Below are 17,607 nucleotides of genomic sequence, written 5' to 3' on the forward strand. Positions count from 1 at the left end.
GTCAAGGCTAAAAACTGACGGATATCCGACAGAAAATGCTTCACAGGACAGTTGACACATGACCTAACCACTCCATCCGGCCGATCAGTTCGAGCGCTTCCACGAGCTTTCCCGCGACAAGGGATGGGGCGCGGAGGAAATCGGCGCGCGGTTCGGCGTGTCGCCCGAGATCGTCAAGCGGCGGCTGCGGCTCGGCGCGGTCAGCCCGAAGCTGATGGACGTCTATCGGCAGGACGGGTTGACGCTCGACCAGTTGGCGGCGTTCGTCATCACCGACGACCATGCCCGTCAGGAGCAGGTTTTCGATAACCTGTCGTGGAACAAGGAGCCGTGGATCATCCGGCGCGACCTCACCGCGAGCAACGTGCCCGCGAGCGACCGGCGGGCCGTGTTCATCGGCGCCGATGCCTACGCCGAGGCCGGGGGCAATGTCATTCGCGACCTGTTCACCGAGGATGACGGCGGTTTCTTCGAGGATGCGGGCTTGCTCGACACGCTTGCCGTGGAGCGGTTGCGCGAGATCGCCGGGGAGATATTGGCCGAGGGCTGGAAATGGGCCGAGGCGAGTATCGACTATCCGCACGGTCATGGGATGCGGCGCTACTATCCGCAACCTGTTGGCCTGTCCGACGAGGACGAGGCGCGGCTGTCCGAGGCGGCGGCGGCACACGACGCCCTGATCGAAGGCTATGACTCCTACGAGGACATGCCCGAGGACGTGGCGGTGAAGGCGCAGGCGTTGAGCAACGAGATCGACGCGATCAGCGCCAAGCGCTCGGCCTACGATCCCGCCATCATCGAGCGTGGCGGCGTGTTCGTCTCCCTCGGCTCCAATGGCGAGGTGAAGATCGAGCGCGGCTATGTCCGCGCCGAGGACGAGCCGCAGCCCGAGGTTGCCACCGAGGACGAGGGCGATGACATCGCGGAGGACGGCGAAGCCGTGGAGGACGACGAGGACGCCGACGAGGAAGAAGAGGTGGACGAGGCCGACGCGGGCAAGCCCATTTCGGACAGCCTCGTTCGTGACCTCACGGCCCACCGGACGCTCGGCCTCCGTCTCGCGTTGGGCGCGCAGCCCGACATGGCGATGGTGGCCCTCACCCACGCGCTGGTGCTGGACCTGTTCTATCATGGGTTCGGCAAGTCCTGCCTCGCCATCACCGCCAAGAGCGAAGACATCGCCAGCCATGCCGAGGGCATCGCGGACAGCGGCGCGGGCGAAGCGCTCGCGGCGCGGCACGATCAATGGGGCGCGCAGCTTCCCGACGATACGGCGGACCTGTGGCCGTTTCTCGCGGCGCTGGACGGCGACAGCCGCACCGAGCTTCTGGCGCATTGCGTGTCGCTCACCGTCAATGCGGTGAAGGTGCCTTGGGAGCGTTCCACCGCCCGCATCGAGGCGGCGGACGGACTGGCCAAGGCCGTTGACCTCGACATGACCGCGACGTGGACCGCGACCGCCCGCAGCTATTTCGGGCGCGTCACCAAGGCCCATATCGGGCAGGCCGTCAGCGAGGCCGTTTCGGTCGAGGCAGCCGAGCGCATCCTGCCGATGAAGAAGGCGGACATGGCCGACGCGGCGGAGCAGCTTGTCGCCGGGACGGGCTGGCTTCCCGTCCTGTTGCGCGCGCCGGAGGGTGAACCCGAGGCGGTGGAGGCGGAGGATTTCGCAGCGGACGCGCAGCCGTCCGAAGCGGAGGCCCCCGACACCGAAGCGCAGGACGGCGCGGACGCCGTGGCGCAGCCGACCGGGATCGAGGCGGACGCCATCGCGCCGGAACCGGAGGACGAGGGTCAGCCGCATTATGCGGTTGCGGCCGAATAGGTGACGGGCCGGGACCGCGCGAGCGGTTCCGGCCTTTCCCTTCGTGAAGGCCGGATAATTCGCGGCCGCGCTCTTGTCCGGGCGCGGCCGCTCTGGCGTTCAGGAAAAATGCGCTCGCCGGGCGTGGCCCGGCTCGCGATGCGTTGGCGGCTGGCCCCGCTTCCCGCTAATCATCCGGCATGGCGATAGCATCGGACAGCGCGCGAATCGACACGGCCTCACGCACGATCCTGGCTCCGCCGCGCGACATCTTCCGGGCCATGACCGACGCCGAATCGGTGGCGTCCTGGCGGCCGCCAAAGGGGATGCACGCGCGCATCGAGTCGTTCGACGCACGCGCTGGCGGCGGCTATCGCATGGCCTTCATCTATGACGATCCCGCGCCCGGCGTGGTCGGAAAGTCCTCCGAACGGGAGGACCGCTTCGCCGGCCAGTTCGTCGAGCTGCTCCCCTACGAGCGCATCGTGGAAGATGTGGTGTTCGCTTCCGACGATCCTGCCTTCGCCGGAACGATGCGGGTGACGACGACGCTGACGCCCGTTGCCGATGGCACCCGCGTCACCATCCTCTGCGCGAACGTGCCGCCGGGTATCAGCGCCGACGACCACCAGGCCGGAATGGCATCGACGCTGCGCAACCTCGCCGCCTTCATCGAATAGCGCTGGCCGAATGGGCCAGTCCGACGGTGGCTGATCGGATGCTCCAGACGCGCTTGGGCTTCGATCCGGCGAGCGCGACCGCGCCGTTCGTCGCCACGCTGGTCGATGTCACCGGGATCGTCATTTATTACTGCGTCGTCCTGCTCATTCTCCAAAGCACGCTTCTCTGATGTGATCGGTTCGCCTTGGCGCGACATGAGGTGGCGTCAGGGATGCCGCAACGTCGTCTTCCCCGCATCTGCTCTCGGCACGCCGCCACACGGCCTCTGAAAAGGCTTGTCTGGCCGAGGTCCGCCTGCCTCCCCGCAACGGCGTCGCACGGCTTTTTTCCGCCGCCGGCCCTGCCGGCTTTGCATCGCGAAGCAAAAAAGCCGTCCGCCACCGCCAGCCACTTCGTTCCGCCCTTCGGGTGCAGGTCAGTCGTCCCCCGTCCGGTCGACAGCCATCGAGGCCGCAATGGCGTGGTCCCGAGGCAAGAAAGGACTGACGATATGATCCGCGGCATCTTCACCACCACCAATCGCGGCTACACCGGCGAAATCCGCTTCTTCGGCACGCGCGAGCAGGTCGAGCTTCGCCCGATCGACGGCAAGGACAATGACAAGGCTCCCGACTTCCGCATCGTGGCGGCCGACGACGAGCGCATCGAGTTCGGCGCCGCCTGGAAGAAGACCAGCAAGGAGCAGCGCGATTACGTCTCGTTCAAGCTGACCCTTCCCGGCGGCACGCCGGTCTATCTCCGGCTGTTCGAGAACGAGACCACTGGCGACTACGAGCTGGTGTCCGACTGATCCCACCGGCGCCCCGCCACACGGCGGGGCGCACCTTCTCCAGCCTCCGAAAAAGCGACCGGGGGCCATGCGTGATCGTATAGCCCGGCCGGCTTCCGGCGGATGGCGCTGAGAACCTCGCAGTCGACGGCTGCCGCCGTTCATTCCTCGGCGCGACGTTGCGCGCTCGCGCCCCCGAACGCCGCGAGCCGCAGGCCCGTCATGCGTCGCCGGGGCGGCGCGGTTGCTTAGTCCGTATGTCCTTTTCCGCCGGCGCTGCGCCGTCGGCCGCAGGATGCTGCATCTTCAGTCGATGCAGCACCATCGGAGGAAGGCATGGGCACGCTCTATATCGGCCTGGACGTTCACAAGGTCAGCATCTCGGTCAGTATTGCAGAGGATGGCCGGGACGGCGCCGTCCGGTTCTTGGGTGAGATTCCCAACACGCCAACAGACGTCGCCAAGCTGGCCAAGCGGCTGGCGAAGGACGGGAGCCGGTTGGAGTTCTGTTACGAGGCCGGCTGCTGCGGCTACGGAATCTATCGGCAGCTGACCGAGCTTGGTCATGGCTGCACGGTCGTCGCGCCGACGCTGATCCCGCGGAAGCCGGGGGATAGGGTGAAGACCGACCGTCGCGACGCCCAGAAGCTAGCGGTGCTCCATCGGTCGGGAGATCTCACGCGGGTGTGGGTGCCCGATCCTGTGCATGAAGCCATGCGGGATCTCGTGCGAGCCCGGCTTGACGCCGTGATGGCGTTGATGCGGGCCCGCCAGCAGCTCTTGGCGTTCCTCCTGCGCCATGGGCGCACCTACGAGAAGGGCAAGAATTGGACTCAGCGCCATCGCGTGTGGCTGGCGGGCCAGGTGTTCGACCAGCCCGTCCACCAGATCGTCTTCCAGGACTATGTCGAGGCGATCTTCACCGCTCAGGATCGGCGCGACCAGCTGGTGGCGCGGATCACCTCGCTCATCCCGACTTGGTCGATGGGCGCCGTGGTCGAGGCGCTGCGTGGGCTTCGCGGCCTGGATACGATCTCGGCCGTCACCTTCGTCGCCGGCATTGGCGACCTCAGCCGGTTCGATAGTCCCAGCCAGCTCATGGCCTATCTCGGCTTGGTCCCCTCGGAGCGCTCCAGCGGCGATCACGTCCGTCGCGGCGGCATCACCAAGACCGGCAACGGCGAGGCGCGGCGGATGTTGGTGGAAGCGGCCTGGAGCTATCGCTACCCGCCGCGCGTGGCGCAGGAGAAGGTGGAGGTGCTGGTGCGCCTGCCCAAGCCCGTGCGTGACATCGCCTGGAAGGCCCAGGTCCGGCTCTGCGACCGCTATCGGAAGCTCACCCATGCGGGGAAGAAGCCCACGGTGGTGGTCACTGCCATTGCCCGTGAACTGGCAGGCTTTGCCTGGGCGATCGGACAGCAGGTCAAGCCGGCCGCGCCCTGAGGCGCCCACGCCCACCGGGCTGTTCGGCCGGGGGCGGGATGGAGGTCAGGGTGATCCTCGAGAGCCCCTTGGGCCAGCCTTTGGCTGACGCCCGTGCTTAGTGAGAGGCAGCCCGCGACGACACACGTTCATGCGGTACCCAACCCGCGTATGGAAGTCTGATCGACCGTCGCCTTCGCCATCCCGCCTTCGACCCAACAGCAAGACCAGACAGCCCATCTCCGCGCCTGCGGCGCGGAGATGTTTTCTCACGTCTAAGCACTTGCAAAAGGACATGGAGGGGCTCTGCCCCCAGCGCCCTTCGGAGCGGCTTCCGCCCAGCTTCCTCCACGCTTCGCGTTCCGTGCAGCCGGTTCCCCGCGAAGCCGCCCACTCCGGTTGCACCCCCGGTCTCGCCGACGGGCAGGGTTTCAGCGCGGCGCTCCGCTGCGCGGAAACCCAAGCCCACGGAAGGAAAGACCATGAGCATCCACCACCTCGCCACCCGGTTCGGCCGCAACGCCCATCAGATCAGCGGGCGCGAGCCGCTCGACAACGAGGCGCTCTATCGCCACGTCCCATCCATCTTCGCCAACGAGGCGCACGACAGCCGTTCGGAGCGCTATGTCTATGTCCCGACCATCGACATCGTGGAGGGGCTGCGCCGAGAGGGATGGTTCCCGTTCTTCGCCGTCCAGTCGGTCCCGCGTGACGGCAGCCGCCACGGCCACGCCAAGCATATGCTGCGGCTGCGCCGGGACGGAGGCATCGGCAAGCCCGAGGCCGCCGAGGTCATCATCGTCAACAGCCATGACGGGACTAGCGCCTATCAGATGTTCGCCGGGATGCTGCGGTTTGTCTGCACCAACAGCATGATCGCGGGCGAGCGGTTCGAGGAAGTCCGCGTGCCGCATAAGGGCAATATCCAGCACGACATCATCGAAGGCGTTTACACCGTGGCGGAGGACTTCCCCCGGCTGATCGACGCCAGCGAGACGATGAAGGAGGTTCGGCTTTCCGAAGATGAGCAGCGCTTGCTTGGCGAGGTCAGCCTTGTCGCCCGCTATGGCGATGATGAAAGCCCGCTTACCCCCGAGCAGATCATCGAGCCGCGCCGTCACGAGGATCGGGACAGCAGCCTGTGGACCACCTTCAACGTGATACAGGAGAACATCATTCGGGGCGGGCTGCATGGCAGCAAGCGCAATGCCGAAGGCCATATCCGTCGCAGCCGTTCGCGACCGATCAACGGCATCGACCAGAATGTGACGCTCAACCGCGCGCTCTGGACGCTGGCCGAAGGGATGCAACGCCTCAAGACAGGTTGACGCCCATTGCCGCAGGGCTGGACCGTCCGGCCCTGCGGCTTCGCTTCCTGTCGCCGGCATAACGCCGCCGACTCGGATGCCCGTATCGGCAGCGGCCGCGCGGCCCGATGGTCCGCGCGGCCGCTGGAAAAGGCGCGCTCGCCGGACGTTCGCTCGGCTCGCGTTTGTCGGTTCCCCTTATACCAAGGCGACTATAATAGTCGTTTTCATGGCGCATAGGCCCGGCCTCGTGAACGTGATCGCGTATGATCACTTCCCGCCAGGTGCGGGCCGCTCGCGCGCTTCTCAATTGGACCCAGGAGATGCTTGCCGACGAGGCCCTTGTTGCGTTGACTGCGCTCAAACGTCTCGAATCCGAGAATAACCTGCCCGTGCGCGAAGATACCCGCCATCAGGTGGTCAAGGCGCTGGAGGACGCAGGCATCGTCTTCCTTGATTCGGAACGCGGCGAAGGCGTCATGCTGGTGCGCGGCGCGGCAGAGAAATCGAGGAAGTAATGGGCGTCGATGTTCGCTTTATTATGCTCTCAGCATCGTGCCGCCATAGCGAAGACAGTGTAATTGCTTCGGTCCATTATGGTGTATAGCCTGCCAATCTGCGGGCGCAGGGAGCAATTGCTGAAAGCGAAGCGAGGCAATGGCCATAACTGCTTTCGAGGACAGCGCGCCTGATGCGCCGCACGTCACCGAGTATGACGAACGCCATCACCGCACCTACTGGCGACTGTTAGACGCGGCAGCGGAAAAAGCCGATTGGCGCGAGGCCGTGCGGATCATTTTCGGGATTGACCCGGAGAGGGAACCCGAACGCGCCCAGTTGGTCTACGACTCCCATCTTGCGCGCGCGAGATGGATGTCTGAGACCGGATATCGCCATTATCTACGTCCATCTGGCTCATAACGACCATTCTGTCAGCATCGCAAAAGCGCAGAAATCAGGCCAAATCGCTGACTTGAATCGGCTATGCGCCCACCCATTCGGCAGGGCTTCTCCATGCCCCCGCGACTGAGAAAATCTTCCAACGCGCTCCGCAGAGGGCCATGCTTGGGAGGGTCTCGATGCCGCCTGAGAAGGACTGGCGCGCGCCCCCGGACGAGGCCGGGGACGACGCGCTGCAATATTCGGATATCGCCATCGGCTATCTCAGCCGCAACGTGCGCTATCGCTCCGACTACCGCCGTGCGCTCGGCCGCGTGAAACGCGGCACGATCTCCGCCGACAATGCGACCGCCAACCTCGTGCAGCGCTGGGGCATCAGCTACCACGCCGCCCCCGGCTCGGCCTTCGACCGCAAGCTGGCGGTCGCGCGCCCAGACCTGTCGCCGGCCAGCATCGTCCTCGCGCCCGCGCTTGCCGGAATCGGCGCGCAACCTCTCGACATGCGAGCGCTCGGCGACGTTCGCGCGCGGATCAGGATGGGCGACTTCCTTCATATCATCCTCGCCGATCCCGATGGCGACGAGCATCTTTGCATGTGCGGTCCGTGTCACGGACCGATGGCCGTGATGCTGCCGATCGGACCTAACCCCTTCGCACGCCTCGCGTCGGTCGAGCGCCTGTGCCGCCGCCTCAACGGCATGGCGGCCGGCCCGCCAGCGTGGCGCCCGCCGCCCTTCCGGCGCCTGCACCTCGTCACCTTGCTGCAAGTGCTCGACGGCCACCAGGCAGGCGCCACTCAACGCGAGCTGGCCGCCTCGCTGATCCATCGCAGGGTCCGCCGCTACAGCGCCGCCGAATGGGTTGAAAGCAAGGAGCGCAAGCGCGTCCGCCGCTGGCTGGCCGAAGCCGTCGAGCTGCGGGACGGCGGCTATCTCCGCCTGCTGCGCGGCGGCTGACAGGGGACATTGCCGCTCCCCTCGGCGCTGTCCCTTCTCCGCGCCGGGGTCATTTCGCCAGGATCACCTCCTGTCCGCCGGACCCCTTTTTCGGGGCCGGCCATCATCAGGAGGATCATCATGGCCGAGCCTGTCGCCGCCACAACGCCACGCTATCTCAAGACGCCCGACGCGGCGATCCATCTCGGTCTCTCGGCCCGCACGCTGGAGAAGCACCGCTGCTACGGCACCGGCCCGGTGTTCCGCAGGCTCGGCGGCCGGATCGTCTATGCGATCGACGACCTCGACTCCTGGGCCGCGCTCGGCACCCGCCGCTCGACCTCCGATCCGGGCAACGGCGTCGTCTATCCCGCCAAGCGCCTCCCCACCGATTGCGTGCGCCGCTGAGCGCCGATGCCCACTGCACGCTCCCTCTCCGGCCGGTCCAGCGCCGAGCGCACGCAGCTTGAGCTGTTCCGCTCGGTCCCCGGCGACCTTGCGGCCCGCGACGCGCAGGACTTGATGGCCTGGCCGTTCTTCAGCCTCGCCAAATCCCGCCGCACCGCGCCCATCGACTTCCGCATGGGCGCGACGTGGATCTCGGTCGAGGCCGTGCCCGAGCATGGCATGGCGACTATTTGGGACGCCGACGTGCTGATATGGGCGGCGAGCCAGCTCATCGAGGCGCGCGACGCCGGACGGCCGACCTCGCGCCTTATGGTGACGACGCCGCACGAGATACTGGCGTTCACCCGGCGCGGCACCGGCAAGGCGAGCTACGAGCGGCTGAAGGCCGCGCTCGACCGCCTGCAATCCACCACCGTCGCCACCTCGATCCGGCAGCAGCACCAGCGCCGCCGCCATCGTTTCTCGTGGATCAACGAATGGCGCGAGCTGGCGGACGGCAACGGCCGTGCGCTCGGGATCGAGCTGATCCTGCCCGATTGGTTCTATGCCGGCGTGCTCGACCGCGCGCTCGTGCTGACCATCGACCGCGCCTATTTCGACCTGACGGGCGGCCTCGAACGCTGGCTCTACCGCATCGTGCGCAAGCATGGCGGACGGCAGAGCGGCGGCTGGAGCTTCGACGTTCCGCACCTTTACCTCAAATCCGGCGTGCTCTCGCCGCTGCGCCGGTTCGCGTTCGAGCTGCGCGCCATCGTCGCGCGCCAGCCGCTCCCCGGCTACGTCCTCACGCTCGAACATGCGCTCGGCCGCGACCGGCTGAACTTCGCTCCCGTCCCCGTCGATCCGTTCGACGCCGCCATGCGCCGCGTCGGCCTCAAGCCTGTGGAGAACTGGCCATGAGGTTCGGACTATCGGGAACAGCCGGATTCGGACGATCAAGAACGCCGGACACGGACTTTCGAGAACGCGCGGGCCTCGCAAACCCGCAGAAATCCTCGCGGAATCGCACCACTTCTAACGGTGCTAATAGAAAAGAATCCTTCGGATTCTTGCTAACGGCGCGCGCGGCTGTGGACAGCGCGGCCTTGCTCGCCGGCTCGACGCTCGCGCAGCGGCCAGGTCGCCGCCCTCGCACCGCCCCCGTCGCGAGCCTCATCCCCGGAGACCTCCCATGATCGACGATCAGCCCCCCGCCGTGCGCGGCGGNCTCGCCGGCTCGACGCTCGCGCAGCGGCCAGGTCGCCGCCCTCGCACCGCCCCCGTCGCGAGCCTCATCCCCGGAGACCTCCCATGATCGACGATCAGCCCCCCGCCGTGCGCGGCGGCGGCGCGTTCAGCGCGCTCGCCCGCGACGGCCTCACCCATGTCGAGCTGACCTGGATCGAGAAGAAGCTGGAGCACTGGATACGCTTCGGCCGCGTCGCCCAGGACCGCATCCTGACCCGCCGAACCCGCGTGGTCGGCTTCCGACCGGGCGCCGTCTTCGCCTTCGTCCGCTGGGCGTCGAACGACTTCGGCACGATCGTCTCGCGCATCGACGTGGTGCGCGCGGTCGCGGCCAACGAAGCCTACACGACGTTGCCGTTCGTGCGGCCGGGCGGGGACATCCTGCTCAAGATCGAAGGCTGGCCCAAGGTCCAACAAGTGCTCGCGGCGATCGACGCGGTGGAGGCGGCCGGCGTCGATCCCTGCGACGCGGCGGCCGACCATTGGCGCCACGTCCACAACCGCATCGCCGTCGGCCAGCCGTCGCGCCTCTACACGATCGAGCGCCATCACGCCTGGCTCAAGCGCCGGGAGATCGAGGGATGACACGCCGCCGCTACGTCATGGCGACGGCCATCGCCGCATCCGCCTTCGCCGCGGCGTTCGTCGCTATCGCCGTCGCCAATCCGCTCCCGCGCGCCATCTGGAACGCCAGCGCCAGCGCGCCCATCGGCCTCTACCGCATCCATCCCGACCGCGATCCCGCCATCGGCGCGCTGGTCGCCGTCGCGCCGCCCGAACGGCTGGCGCATTGGCTTTCGACGCGCGGCTATCTGCCCGAGGGTGTGCCGCTCTTGAAGCATGTCGCGGCTAAAGCCGGGCAGCGGACATGCCGGATCGGCGATGCGGTGAGCGTCGATGGCCGGCGCGTCGCCATCGCCCGCGCGCGTGATGGCCAGGGCCGTCCGCTTCCGGTCTGGCAGGGGTGCCGCACGCTGCGATCGGGCGAGCTGCTGCTGCTCAATCCCGCCCATCCCGACAGTCTGGACGGCCGCTACTTCGGCCCGCTGCCGGCTTCCGCCGTCATCGGACGCGCGACGCCGCTCTATCTGCGCGCGCCGTCCCCATCGCCTTCCACCCCCGAAGCCAAGGAGATCGGCCATGCAAACCAATATCTTTGAATCCACCGCCGACGGCTATGCCGGCCGCGTCCGACTATTCGGTATCAACGAGGCGATCGTGCTTGTCGCGCTCGATCCGAGCGACGCCGAAAATGCGCCCGACTACCGCGTCCACCTCGACGACGAGGATGGCCCCGAGGTCGGCGGCGCGTGGAAACGGGTCGGCGAACGTGCCGGCGACTATATCGCGTTGGAGATCGACAGCCCGCTGTTCCCGGCGGCGTTCCGGCCGGTGCTGTTCCGTGCCGATGATGATGGACGGACGTTCAGGCTGTCGTGGAAACGCCCCCGGCCCCGCGACGATCGGAGCTGATCAGTGCCTTCCCCGATCATCCCTCTGTTCGCGGAAAGACCGCCTCATCCCTCCGTCCCGCTCGGTCGCAGGCCGGCCGGCGCGCGCAGCGAAGGTCAAGGGCGGCCCTCGGCCGGCGCTTCGCGCGCACCCTTTACCGGAGCGAGCACGCTGGCAGGCTGGCGGCGGAGCCGGGGCGTGTCGGCCGCCTTGCTCGCGGTCCTGCTGCTGCTCGCACCGAGCGCTGCGCCCGTCGCCGCGCGGGCGCAGGACGCGCCCGCCGAGAGAGCGGCCGCGCGCCATCCCTATGCCGCCCATGTCGCCGACGCAGCAGGGCGCTTCGGAATCCCCGAACGCTGGATATGGGCGGTCATGCGCGTCGAGAGCAACGGCGATGTCCGCGCCGTTTCGTCGGCCGGAGCGATGGGCCTGATGCAGATCATGCCCGCGACATGGGCCAGCCTGCGCGCACGCTATGGGCTTGGGGCTGACCCCTACGACGTGCGCGACAACATCATGGCGGGCGCGGCCTATCTGCGCGCGATGCACGACCGCTACGGCAACGCGACGGCGATGCTGGCAGCCTATAACGCGGGGCCGGGCCGCTACGACGAATATCTGTCGCGCGGTCGTCCGCTGCCCGTCGAGACCCGCGCCTATCTCGCAAAGCTGGCGTCGATCACCGGTGGTTCGGACGACACTCGGCTTGCCGCCGCGCCGCTGCCCGATCCCTTCGCTTGGCGCCGCGCTGCGCTGTTCGCGGTGCGGCCGGGCGCGGTTTCGCCTGCGCCGCGATCCGCCGATCGCACGGTATCCCAGGTGCCGCCGGAAGGGCCGGCCGACGACCGCGCCGGGCTTGTCATGGCCGATGCCGCGTCTCCCTCCAACGGCCTGTTCGTCCCGCTTTCCGGGCGGCCTCCGCCGTGAGCGGCTTTCGCGCGCTCTGGCGGGTTTCGGCGCAGGCTTTCGCAGCGCCGGAAGGGAGCAGGGCTGTCTTTCTGAAGGGGGAAGGTCGAGGGCAAGATAAAGGGCGGCAATGTGCGGAGCCCCTGCGCCTCGGTTGTGGCCTTGATTCTCAAGGCTTTCGGGCATTGCTGCGCAATGTGTGCGGAAATCCCGCACTGTGCGGCGCTGGCTGGAAACCAGCAGCGCGCAGGGTTTGCCGCACATTGCGGCCTGTCCCGGCATGAGCCGCGACGACGATTTCCGCCTCCGGCCAGGCCGTATCCGCTCGCGCGGTAGCCAGCGGGCGCTGCCGATCATCGTCCAAGCGCTCGCCGCCGCGCAGCGGGCCGGCGGCCATGTCTCGCGCCGCGGCCAGATCGTCGCGCCGGGCCGCTCGACCTTCGGTCGGGGCCGCGTGGCGAGCGTCCGCGCGACCCATCGGCTCGGCCACCGATCGCGCCAGGTCATCGTCAAGGCGCGCGTGGTCCGGCATGGCGGCCGCGCCTCGCTCGCGGCTCATCTCAACTACCTGCAACGCGATGGCGTCACCCGCGACGGCGAGCGGGGCGTGCTGTTCGGCGCCGACGCAGACGGCCTCGACCGCAACGAGTTCGCCGCCCGCTGCGAGGACGACCGGCATCATTTCCGGTTCATCGTCTCGCCCGAGGATGCCGAGCAGATGCGCGACCTCAAGGGTTTCACCCGCGAGCTGATGACCCGCATGGAAAAGGATCTCGGCACCCGCCTGGACTGGCGGGCCGTCGAGCACTGGAACACCGACAATCCCCACATCCACATCATAGTGCGGGGCGTCGGCGAGGACGGGCAGAACCTCATCATCTCGCGCGACTATATCCGCGAAGGGATGCGGGCGCAGGCGCGCGAGATCGTCACCCAAGAACTCGGCCCGCGCACCGACCTTGAAATCCGGCAATCGCTGGAGCGGCAGATCGAAGCCGAGCGCTGGACCGAGATCGACCGCGACCTGTCGCGGACCATGCAGCGCAACGGCCTGATCGACATGGCGCCCGAGCCCAGCGTCCGGCCGGACGGCGACCATGTGCTGAGGATGGGACGGCTGCGCAAGCTGGAGCGGCTCGGCCTCGCCAGCGAGATCGCGCCCGGCCAGTGGACGTTGGCCGGCGATGCCCAGGCGGCGCTGCGCGAACTCGGCGAGCGCGACGACATCATCAAGCGAATGCACAAGGCGATGAGCGACCGCGGCATCGACCGGGGCGCCGGCAGCTATGTCCTCGACGCCGATCCCGCTCAGCCCGTTATCGGCCGGCTGGTCGATCGCGGCCTGCATGACGAGCTGACCGGCAAAGCCTATGCGATCGTGGACGGGATCGACGGCCGCACCCACCATGTCCAGCTTCCCGACATCGAGGCGACCGGCGATTGCCGGCCCGGCGCGATCGTCGAGCTGCGCCGCTTCGAGGACCGGAAAGGCCGGCAGCGGGTGGCGCTGGCCGTGCGCTCCGACATGGACCTTGAGGCGCAGGTCCGCGCGCCGGGTGCGACCTGGCTCGACCGGCGCAACCTGTCAGGCGACGGCCATGATCTCGGCGGCGGGTTCGGGACCGAAGTGCGCGCCGCGATGGAGGCCCGCGCCGAGCATCTCGCCGACGAGGGGCTCGCGCGGCGGCAGGGACAGCGGATCATCTTCGCGCGCAACCTGCTCGACACGCTCCGCCGCCGCGAGCTGGACGCGGCCGCCAAGGACTTGTCGGCCGAGATCGGCCAGCCGCACGCGCCGTCCAAGGCCGGGGAGTATGTCGCGGGCACGGTGCGCCAGCGGATCACGCTCGCCTCGGGGCGCTTCGCCATGATCGACAATGGCCTGAGCTTCCAGCTCGTGCCCTGGTCGCCCTCGCTCGACCGCCAGATCGGCAAGCACATCTCCGGCGTCATGCGTACGGGCGGCGGGGTAGATTGGTCGTTCGGGCGCGGCCGAGGGCTGGGCCTTTAGCGGAAGGGTTTGGGGCCGAGAGCGAGCTGAAGCAAAAGAAGGAGTCGCTCAGACGAGAAGAACGCGAAGGTCCGGAACCACCGGCGCAATCACTTGAGTGAAATCCCGGTCGGAGGTGACGACGACATAGTTTCGTTCAAGCGCTTGTGCCGCAATCCAGAGATCATTCTCATCGATCTGCAGAAGCTGGCCGCTCACACGATCGGTCCAGGCCTCGACCCAGCGTGGAATACGGCGCCTGATGTCGATCCGCGCCAGCGCGACGCTCGATTTAACGGTCGCGAAGGCATCTGCCGTGTGCCGTGTGACTTCGGCCAACGGGTGTGCCTCGGTGCTGACGAGGCACGCTTCAATGTGCGTGAGCGGCTGGCTTGCGGCGCGCGCGAGCGCTAACCCGAACCTGAGCTCGCCGACCGTTACTACCGATACGAGCTGCGCGGCTTGCGCCGGTAAGTCGGCGACTGCCTGGCGGACGGCGATATGATTGGGCCTCCGCGCGTCATAGAGCACGGACACAAGGTTCGTATCGAGCAGATAGGTGTCCATCCGCTACTGGACGTAGCGCCTGAGCCGCTCAACCTCGTGCTCCGGTGCCGGCGTGAAGACTTCGAGCGCCCAGGCGCCAGTGTTTTCGCGTAGCAGCGGGCCGACATATTCGTGCAGCGGGAGGTAGGCGGTAAAGTCCTCTGGGAACCAGCCCTTGAAGGTATGTGCGACACGCCGTTCAGCTTCATGTCCACGAAACGCTTCGAGCAATCGTCGCTCCAGACGAGGAGGCAGATCGAAGGCCTTCAAGAGCTGCGCGTCGATATCGATCAGCAACCCTTCCAACCGCTCGTCGATCTCGGGCGTGCGTAGCGCATGGGCTGCGGCGGCGCCAAGCGCGTCGCGGTAGCGCCACACTGCGGCGACCACGTCACCAAGCGCGCCCCGCTTTGGCAACGGCAGCTGCTTCATAACAACATTGGTGAGATGCTGGTTCGAGGCCCGCTCGAGGACGAAGGCGCTCGCCAGCGGGCTGTTGATCAGCGCTTCGATCGCTTCCACTGGCAGGTCTGATGTGGTCGGCCAGATGCCAAAGAACGCCTGCGACGGCACGAGCCCGCTCGCGTCTAGCGCGCCATCCAGCCGCCAGGGGCCACGCGACCGGCGCGCCACGTTGACCAGTATTTTGGGTTTGTCCCAGGCGCGCGTGAGTGGACCGAACCGATATGCGGATTCCTCGCGCATATCGACGAAGCCGGTCGTGGTGATACTAAATTGAAGAAGCGAGTCCGCGGGCTTGAAAATTCCTCTGGCAAAGCCCTCCCGAGGAACTGCGCTCCAGCCGGCAGACTGGCTGATCCACTGAAGGCCGCGATGAACTTCGGCTTGACCACCAAGCACGGGATAGTCCGCCAGATATTCCCAGACCTCGTCGAGCGCACCAATCCAAAGGTCCCCCGAACATACCAGCTTGGTGCGGCGGCGCTCGGTGGTGACCTTACCCGTCATGAGAAAATCCGGACGGCCTCGGTCGGTGACTTCGACGGAGCGCAACTGGCTCGGAAGATTCTTCGCATCAGCGTCGCGCTGGCCGGTGGCGATGATCACGGCCGCCTCCAGCCCGGCACGCTGAAAGATGCGGTCAGGAAGCGATGTCAGCTCGATCCGGTCATATGTGTCAGCGAGCAGCTGGCGCAGTTCGCCATATTGCTTCTGGCGGAGAAAGCCTTGCGGCAAAACGAAACCCAGCGCTTGGGGCTTGGCTTCGATGAGCGTCCGCAGCACCGCCATCGGCTTCGAGAACGACTTTGCCGCCATCTCGGGATAGCGCTGGCGCTCTTCGCTGTCGAAGTCCTCCCAGGGTGGGTTGCACAGGACGATGCGCTTGCCAGCGGCATCTGCTCGAAGCGCGTCTTTCTCGAACAAGTCCTTGGATGCGATTTTCCAGCCATTTGCGTTGGGGTAATCAGCAAGGATCAGCGATAGCGTCGCGACTTCACAGGCGAAGCTGTCGAGTTCCGCACCGCTGATCCGCTTGACGAGAAAAGCGTGCCGCTCCTCGCCGGTGAGCGTATCGGGAAGCTGATCGCGCAGGTGCCGCAGTGCCGCGACGAGGAACATACCCGCGCCAGCGAACGGCTCGTAGATCGTTATGTCCTCAAGATCGAAGCGGCCGAGATCGAGTTGGCCAACGACATATTCAGCCACTTGTCTGGGGGTAGAGTGCGTGCCGAAGCGTTTGCGCGTGTCAGCCGTCACCAGCGTGTTTTCGTAAACGAATGCCAAACTGTCCGACGAAATGTTCCGGAAGGTGATGGCGCCGCGAAGCGTCGTCCATGCAGTCTCCACGGCCGACGACGGAAGGGCATCGACCGCGGGCCGCAGCATATGATCGAGATGATAATAGGTCTCGATGCCGGCGAGCACATCGCGCACCGGCGCATGGGTCCATGATGTCGCGTCAGGATGCTGGCGATCGATCAGGATTTTGGCGGCAAGGAGCCTGAAGGTGGTGCGGAAAACCGCTTCTTCGCGTTGCGGATCGTCGATCCCGGACAGCAGTTGGGCAATGACTTCGCCGAGCAGCCGATCGAGCTTCACTTCGATCTCATGTTCGATCGCCGGCATCAGTCCCAGATCGACGAAGTCGAGCTGATAGGCCGTCTGGGTCTGGGCCAGCGACTTGGCGCGGTGAACCGCGTGTGGGTTCCAATTGTCGGCATTGCGCTCGAACAGCGCGTCCAGCTGGTCGAGCGGAACCCGTTCGCTCAGACGTGGCTTGCCTTCCGCGCCGACCCGCCAGACCCCGACATCTTCAGGGCTGATCGAGAACAAGATCGGCGCACCGAGCGCCCGGCGGCGTAGCACGGCGTCCGCATCGTGCGTGCCGGTAATCACGCCAAAGGCGGCCGAGCGATAGGATTCGGGAACTTGTGTGAACGCGGCAAGTGCGACGCACTGTTCCTCGCCCGCCTCCGACAGCACATCGGCGAAGCTATAGTCGTGGATGAGCGATTCCGGTCGATAGCCGATCGCACGCAGTCCCGCTTCGATTCTGGCGAGCGCGGTCACGCCGCGTCACCTTCGGCAGTGCGCAGCATGATGCCGCCCTCTGCGTCAGCCGGCGCTTCGCTTCGGCGCAATCCCACCGCCGGAAAGAGAGGGAGTTGCGCGATCGGCTCGGAGACGCCGAAGCCCTGCGACAGCGCCTCAAGATGGGCGTTGAGCCGAAGCAGGATTGCATCCTGGTCGGCCGGCAACGGATCGCTACCACCGAGCAGCGCACAGCTATCGAGTCCAAAGATAACGAGCCGGTGGTTCCACAGGCCCGGAAAGGACCGGCCGTTCAATAGCTCGCGTGCGCGAAGCAGCAGGTCGCGATGGACTTGGAGTTCGACATGGAACCGGCTGCGCATAACGACGGCGAGCCGGAGCAACAGCACTGTCTGCCAGCCGAATTGAGCCTGCTGACCCTGGCGTGATGCCGGGACGTCCGGATGAATGAGCCTGCGCCGCACGGTCCATTCGCGCAGCTGATCAGCCGAAAGCCCGGTCAGCTTCAGGACATCCCGCGATCCGATTAGACGCACCATTTTTCTCCGGTTCGGGTATGATGCCCGAACTTGGATCGGGTATCATACCCATTCTGGTTGGTAAAGCACCTTGTTCTCGATCTGTCCGCTCTGATAGCGCGCGACATACGGGACCGTTCAATCGATCACCGTCGAAAACATAGCAGACTAAACTACGCTACTCCCTGTATTTCTACGCTAGACTTCCCTCAACAATAACAGTGACTT

Annotated in this window: 19 protein-coding genes; 16 read left to right on the plus strand and 3 right to left on the minus strand. The window is 66.6% G+C overall.

The window, feature by feature from the left end; translation table 11 throughout:
• The first annotated feature begins 157 nt into the window (after nucleotides 1-157).
• From AC58EF_RS24015 to AC58EF_RS24090, 16 genes are all read left to right on the plus strand, one after another.
• Nucleotides 158-1,825, plus strand: coding sequence for a hypothetical protein (locus tag AC58EF_RS24015; RefSeq protein WP_017502724.1), 1,668 nt, complete (start codon nucleotides 158-160; stop codon nucleotides 1,823-1,825).
• A 179-nt stretch (nucleotides 1,826-2,004) separates the two neighbouring features.
• Nucleotides 2,005-2,484, plus strand: coding sequence for an SRPBCC family protein (locus tag AC58EF_RS24020; RefSeq protein WP_017502723.1), 480 nt, complete (start codon nucleotides 2,005-2,007; stop codon nucleotides 2,482-2,484).
• Between the two features lie 38 nt (nucleotides 2,485-2,522).
• Nucleotides 2,523-2,654: a magnesium transporter gene (locus tag AC58EF_RS24025; protein ID WP_017502722.1), complete on the plus strand. Its 132-nt coding sequence runs from the start codon at nucleotides 2,523-2,525 to the stop codon at nucleotides 2,652-2,654.
• Nucleotides 2,655-2,975: 321 nt separating this feature from the next.
• Nucleotides 2,976-3,275 carry a DUF736 domain-containing protein gene (locus AC58EF_RS24030; RefSeq protein WP_017502721.1) on the plus strand — a complete coding sequence of 100 codons (300 nt, stop codon included), beginning with the start codon at nucleotides 2,976-2,978 and terminating at the stop codon, nucleotides 3,273-3,275.
• Between the two features lie 315 nt (nucleotides 3,276-3,590).
• A complete protein-coding gene (locus tag AC58EF_RS24035) occupies nucleotides 3,591-4,697 on the plus strand; it encodes an IS110 family RNA-guided transposase (protein WP_151884995.1) in 1,107 nt (368 codons plus the stop codon).
• Nucleotides 4,698-5,158: 461 nt separating this feature from the next.
• Nucleotides 5,159-6,004, plus strand: coding sequence for a DUF932 domain-containing protein (locus AC58EF_RS24040; RefSeq protein ID WP_017502719.1), 846 nt, complete (start codon nucleotides 5,159-5,161; stop codon nucleotides 6,002-6,004).
• Nucleotides 6,005-6,249: 245 nt separating this feature from the next.
• The gene (locus tag AC58EF_RS24045) at nucleotides 6,250-6,501 is read left to right on the plus strand and encodes a helix-turn-helix domain-containing protein (protein ID WP_017502718.1); all 252 of its coding nucleotides are present in this window, start codon (nucleotides 6,250-6,252) and stop codon (nucleotides 6,499-6,501) included.
• Nucleotides 6,502-6,640: 139 nt separating this feature from the next.
• Nucleotides 6,641-6,904, plus strand: a complete 264-nt coding sequence (locus tag AC58EF_RS24050; protein ID WP_017502717.1) for a hypothetical protein — start codon at nucleotides 6,641-6,643, stop codon at nucleotides 6,902-6,904.
• A 158-nt stretch (nucleotides 6,905-7,062) separates the two neighbouring features.
• Nucleotides 7,063-7,839 (plus strand): DUF2285 domain-containing protein, encoded by a 777-nt coding sequence (locus AC58EF_RS24055; RefSeq protein WP_017502716.1) that lies wholly within the window; start codon nucleotides 7,063-7,065, stop codon nucleotides 7,837-7,839.
• A 120-nt stretch (nucleotides 7,840-7,959) separates the two neighbouring features.
• Entirely contained in the window at nucleotides 7,960-8,226 is a 267-nt protein-coding gene (locus tag AC58EF_RS24060; protein ID WP_017502715.1) for a helix-turn-helix transcriptional regulator, read from the plus strand.
• Between the two features lie 6 nt (nucleotides 8,227-8,232).
• A complete protein-coding gene (locus AC58EF_RS24065; RefSeq protein ID WP_017502714.1) occupies nucleotides 8,233-9,126 on the plus strand; it encodes a replication initiator protein A in 894 nt (297 codons plus the stop codon).
• A gap of 390 nt (nucleotides 9,127-9,516) precedes the next feature.
• The gene (locus tag AC58EF_RS24070; protein ID WP_017502713.1) at nucleotides 9,517-10,038 is read left to right on the plus strand and encodes a DUF2840 domain-containing protein; all 522 of its coding nucleotides are present in this window, start codon (nucleotides 9,517-9,519) and stop codon (nucleotides 10,036-10,038) included.
• On the plus strand, nucleotides 10,035-10,613 hold the full coding sequence (locus AC58EF_RS24075; protein ID WP_017502712.1) for a S26 family signal peptidase: 579 nt from the start codon (nucleotides 10,035-10,037) through the stop codon (nucleotides 10,611-10,613). The genes AC58EF_RS24070 and AC58EF_RS24075 overlap by 4 nt, the downstream gene beginning before the upstream one ends.
• Nucleotides 10,594-10,926 carry a DUF736 domain-containing protein gene (locus AC58EF_RS24080; protein WP_017502711.1) on the plus strand — a complete coding sequence of 111 codons (333 nt, stop codon included), beginning with the start codon at nucleotides 10,594-10,596 and terminating at the stop codon, nucleotides 10,924-10,926. Before AC58EF_RS24075 ends, AC58EF_RS24080 begins: the two co-directional genes overlap by 20 nt.
• A gap of 3 nt (nucleotides 10,927-10,929) precedes the next feature.
• On the plus strand, nucleotides 10,930-11,832 hold the full coding sequence (locus AC58EF_RS24085) for a lytic transglycosylase domain-containing protein (RefSeq protein ID WP_026109513.1): 903 nt from the start codon (nucleotides 10,930-10,932) through the stop codon (nucleotides 11,830-11,832).
• 259 nt (nucleotides 11,833-12,091) lie between these two features.
• Nucleotides 12,092-13,822: a relaxase/mobilization nuclease domain-containing protein gene (locus tag AC58EF_RS24090; protein WP_026109512.1), complete on the plus strand. Its 1,731-nt coding sequence runs from the start codon at nucleotides 12,092-12,094 to the stop codon at nucleotides 13,820-13,822.
• A gap of 48 nt (nucleotides 13,823-13,870) precedes the next feature.
• Here the strand turns inward: AC58EF_RS24090 and AC58EF_RS24095 are convergent, their stop codons facing one another.
• From AC58EF_RS24095 to AC58EF_RS24105, 3 genes are read right to left on the minus strand one after another with little or no spacing between them, the layout of a single operon-like run.
• Complete coding sequence (locus tag AC58EF_RS24095) at nucleotides 13,871-14,368, minus strand: PIN domain-containing protein (protein ID WP_017502708.1); 498 nt, start codon at nucleotides 14,366-14,368, stop codon at nucleotides 13,871-13,873.
• A gap of 3 nt (nucleotides 14,369-14,371) precedes the next feature.
• Nucleotides 14,372-16,879, minus strand: a complete 2,508-nt coding sequence (locus AC58EF_RS24100) for an HsdM family class I SAM-dependent methyltransferase (protein ID WP_017502707.1) — start codon at nucleotides 16,877-16,879, stop codon at nucleotides 14,372-14,374.
• On the minus strand, nucleotides 16,876-17,400 hold the full coding sequence (locus AC58EF_RS24105; protein ID WP_017502706.1) for a MerR family transcriptional regulator: 525 nt from the start codon (nucleotides 17,398-17,400) through the stop codon (nucleotides 16,876-16,878). Before AC58EF_RS24105 ends, AC58EF_RS24100 begins: the two co-directional genes overlap by 4 nt.
• Nucleotides 17,401-17,607 lie beyond the last annotated feature (207 nt).

This window comes from Sphingobium sp. WR1, from assembly GCF_059693745.1.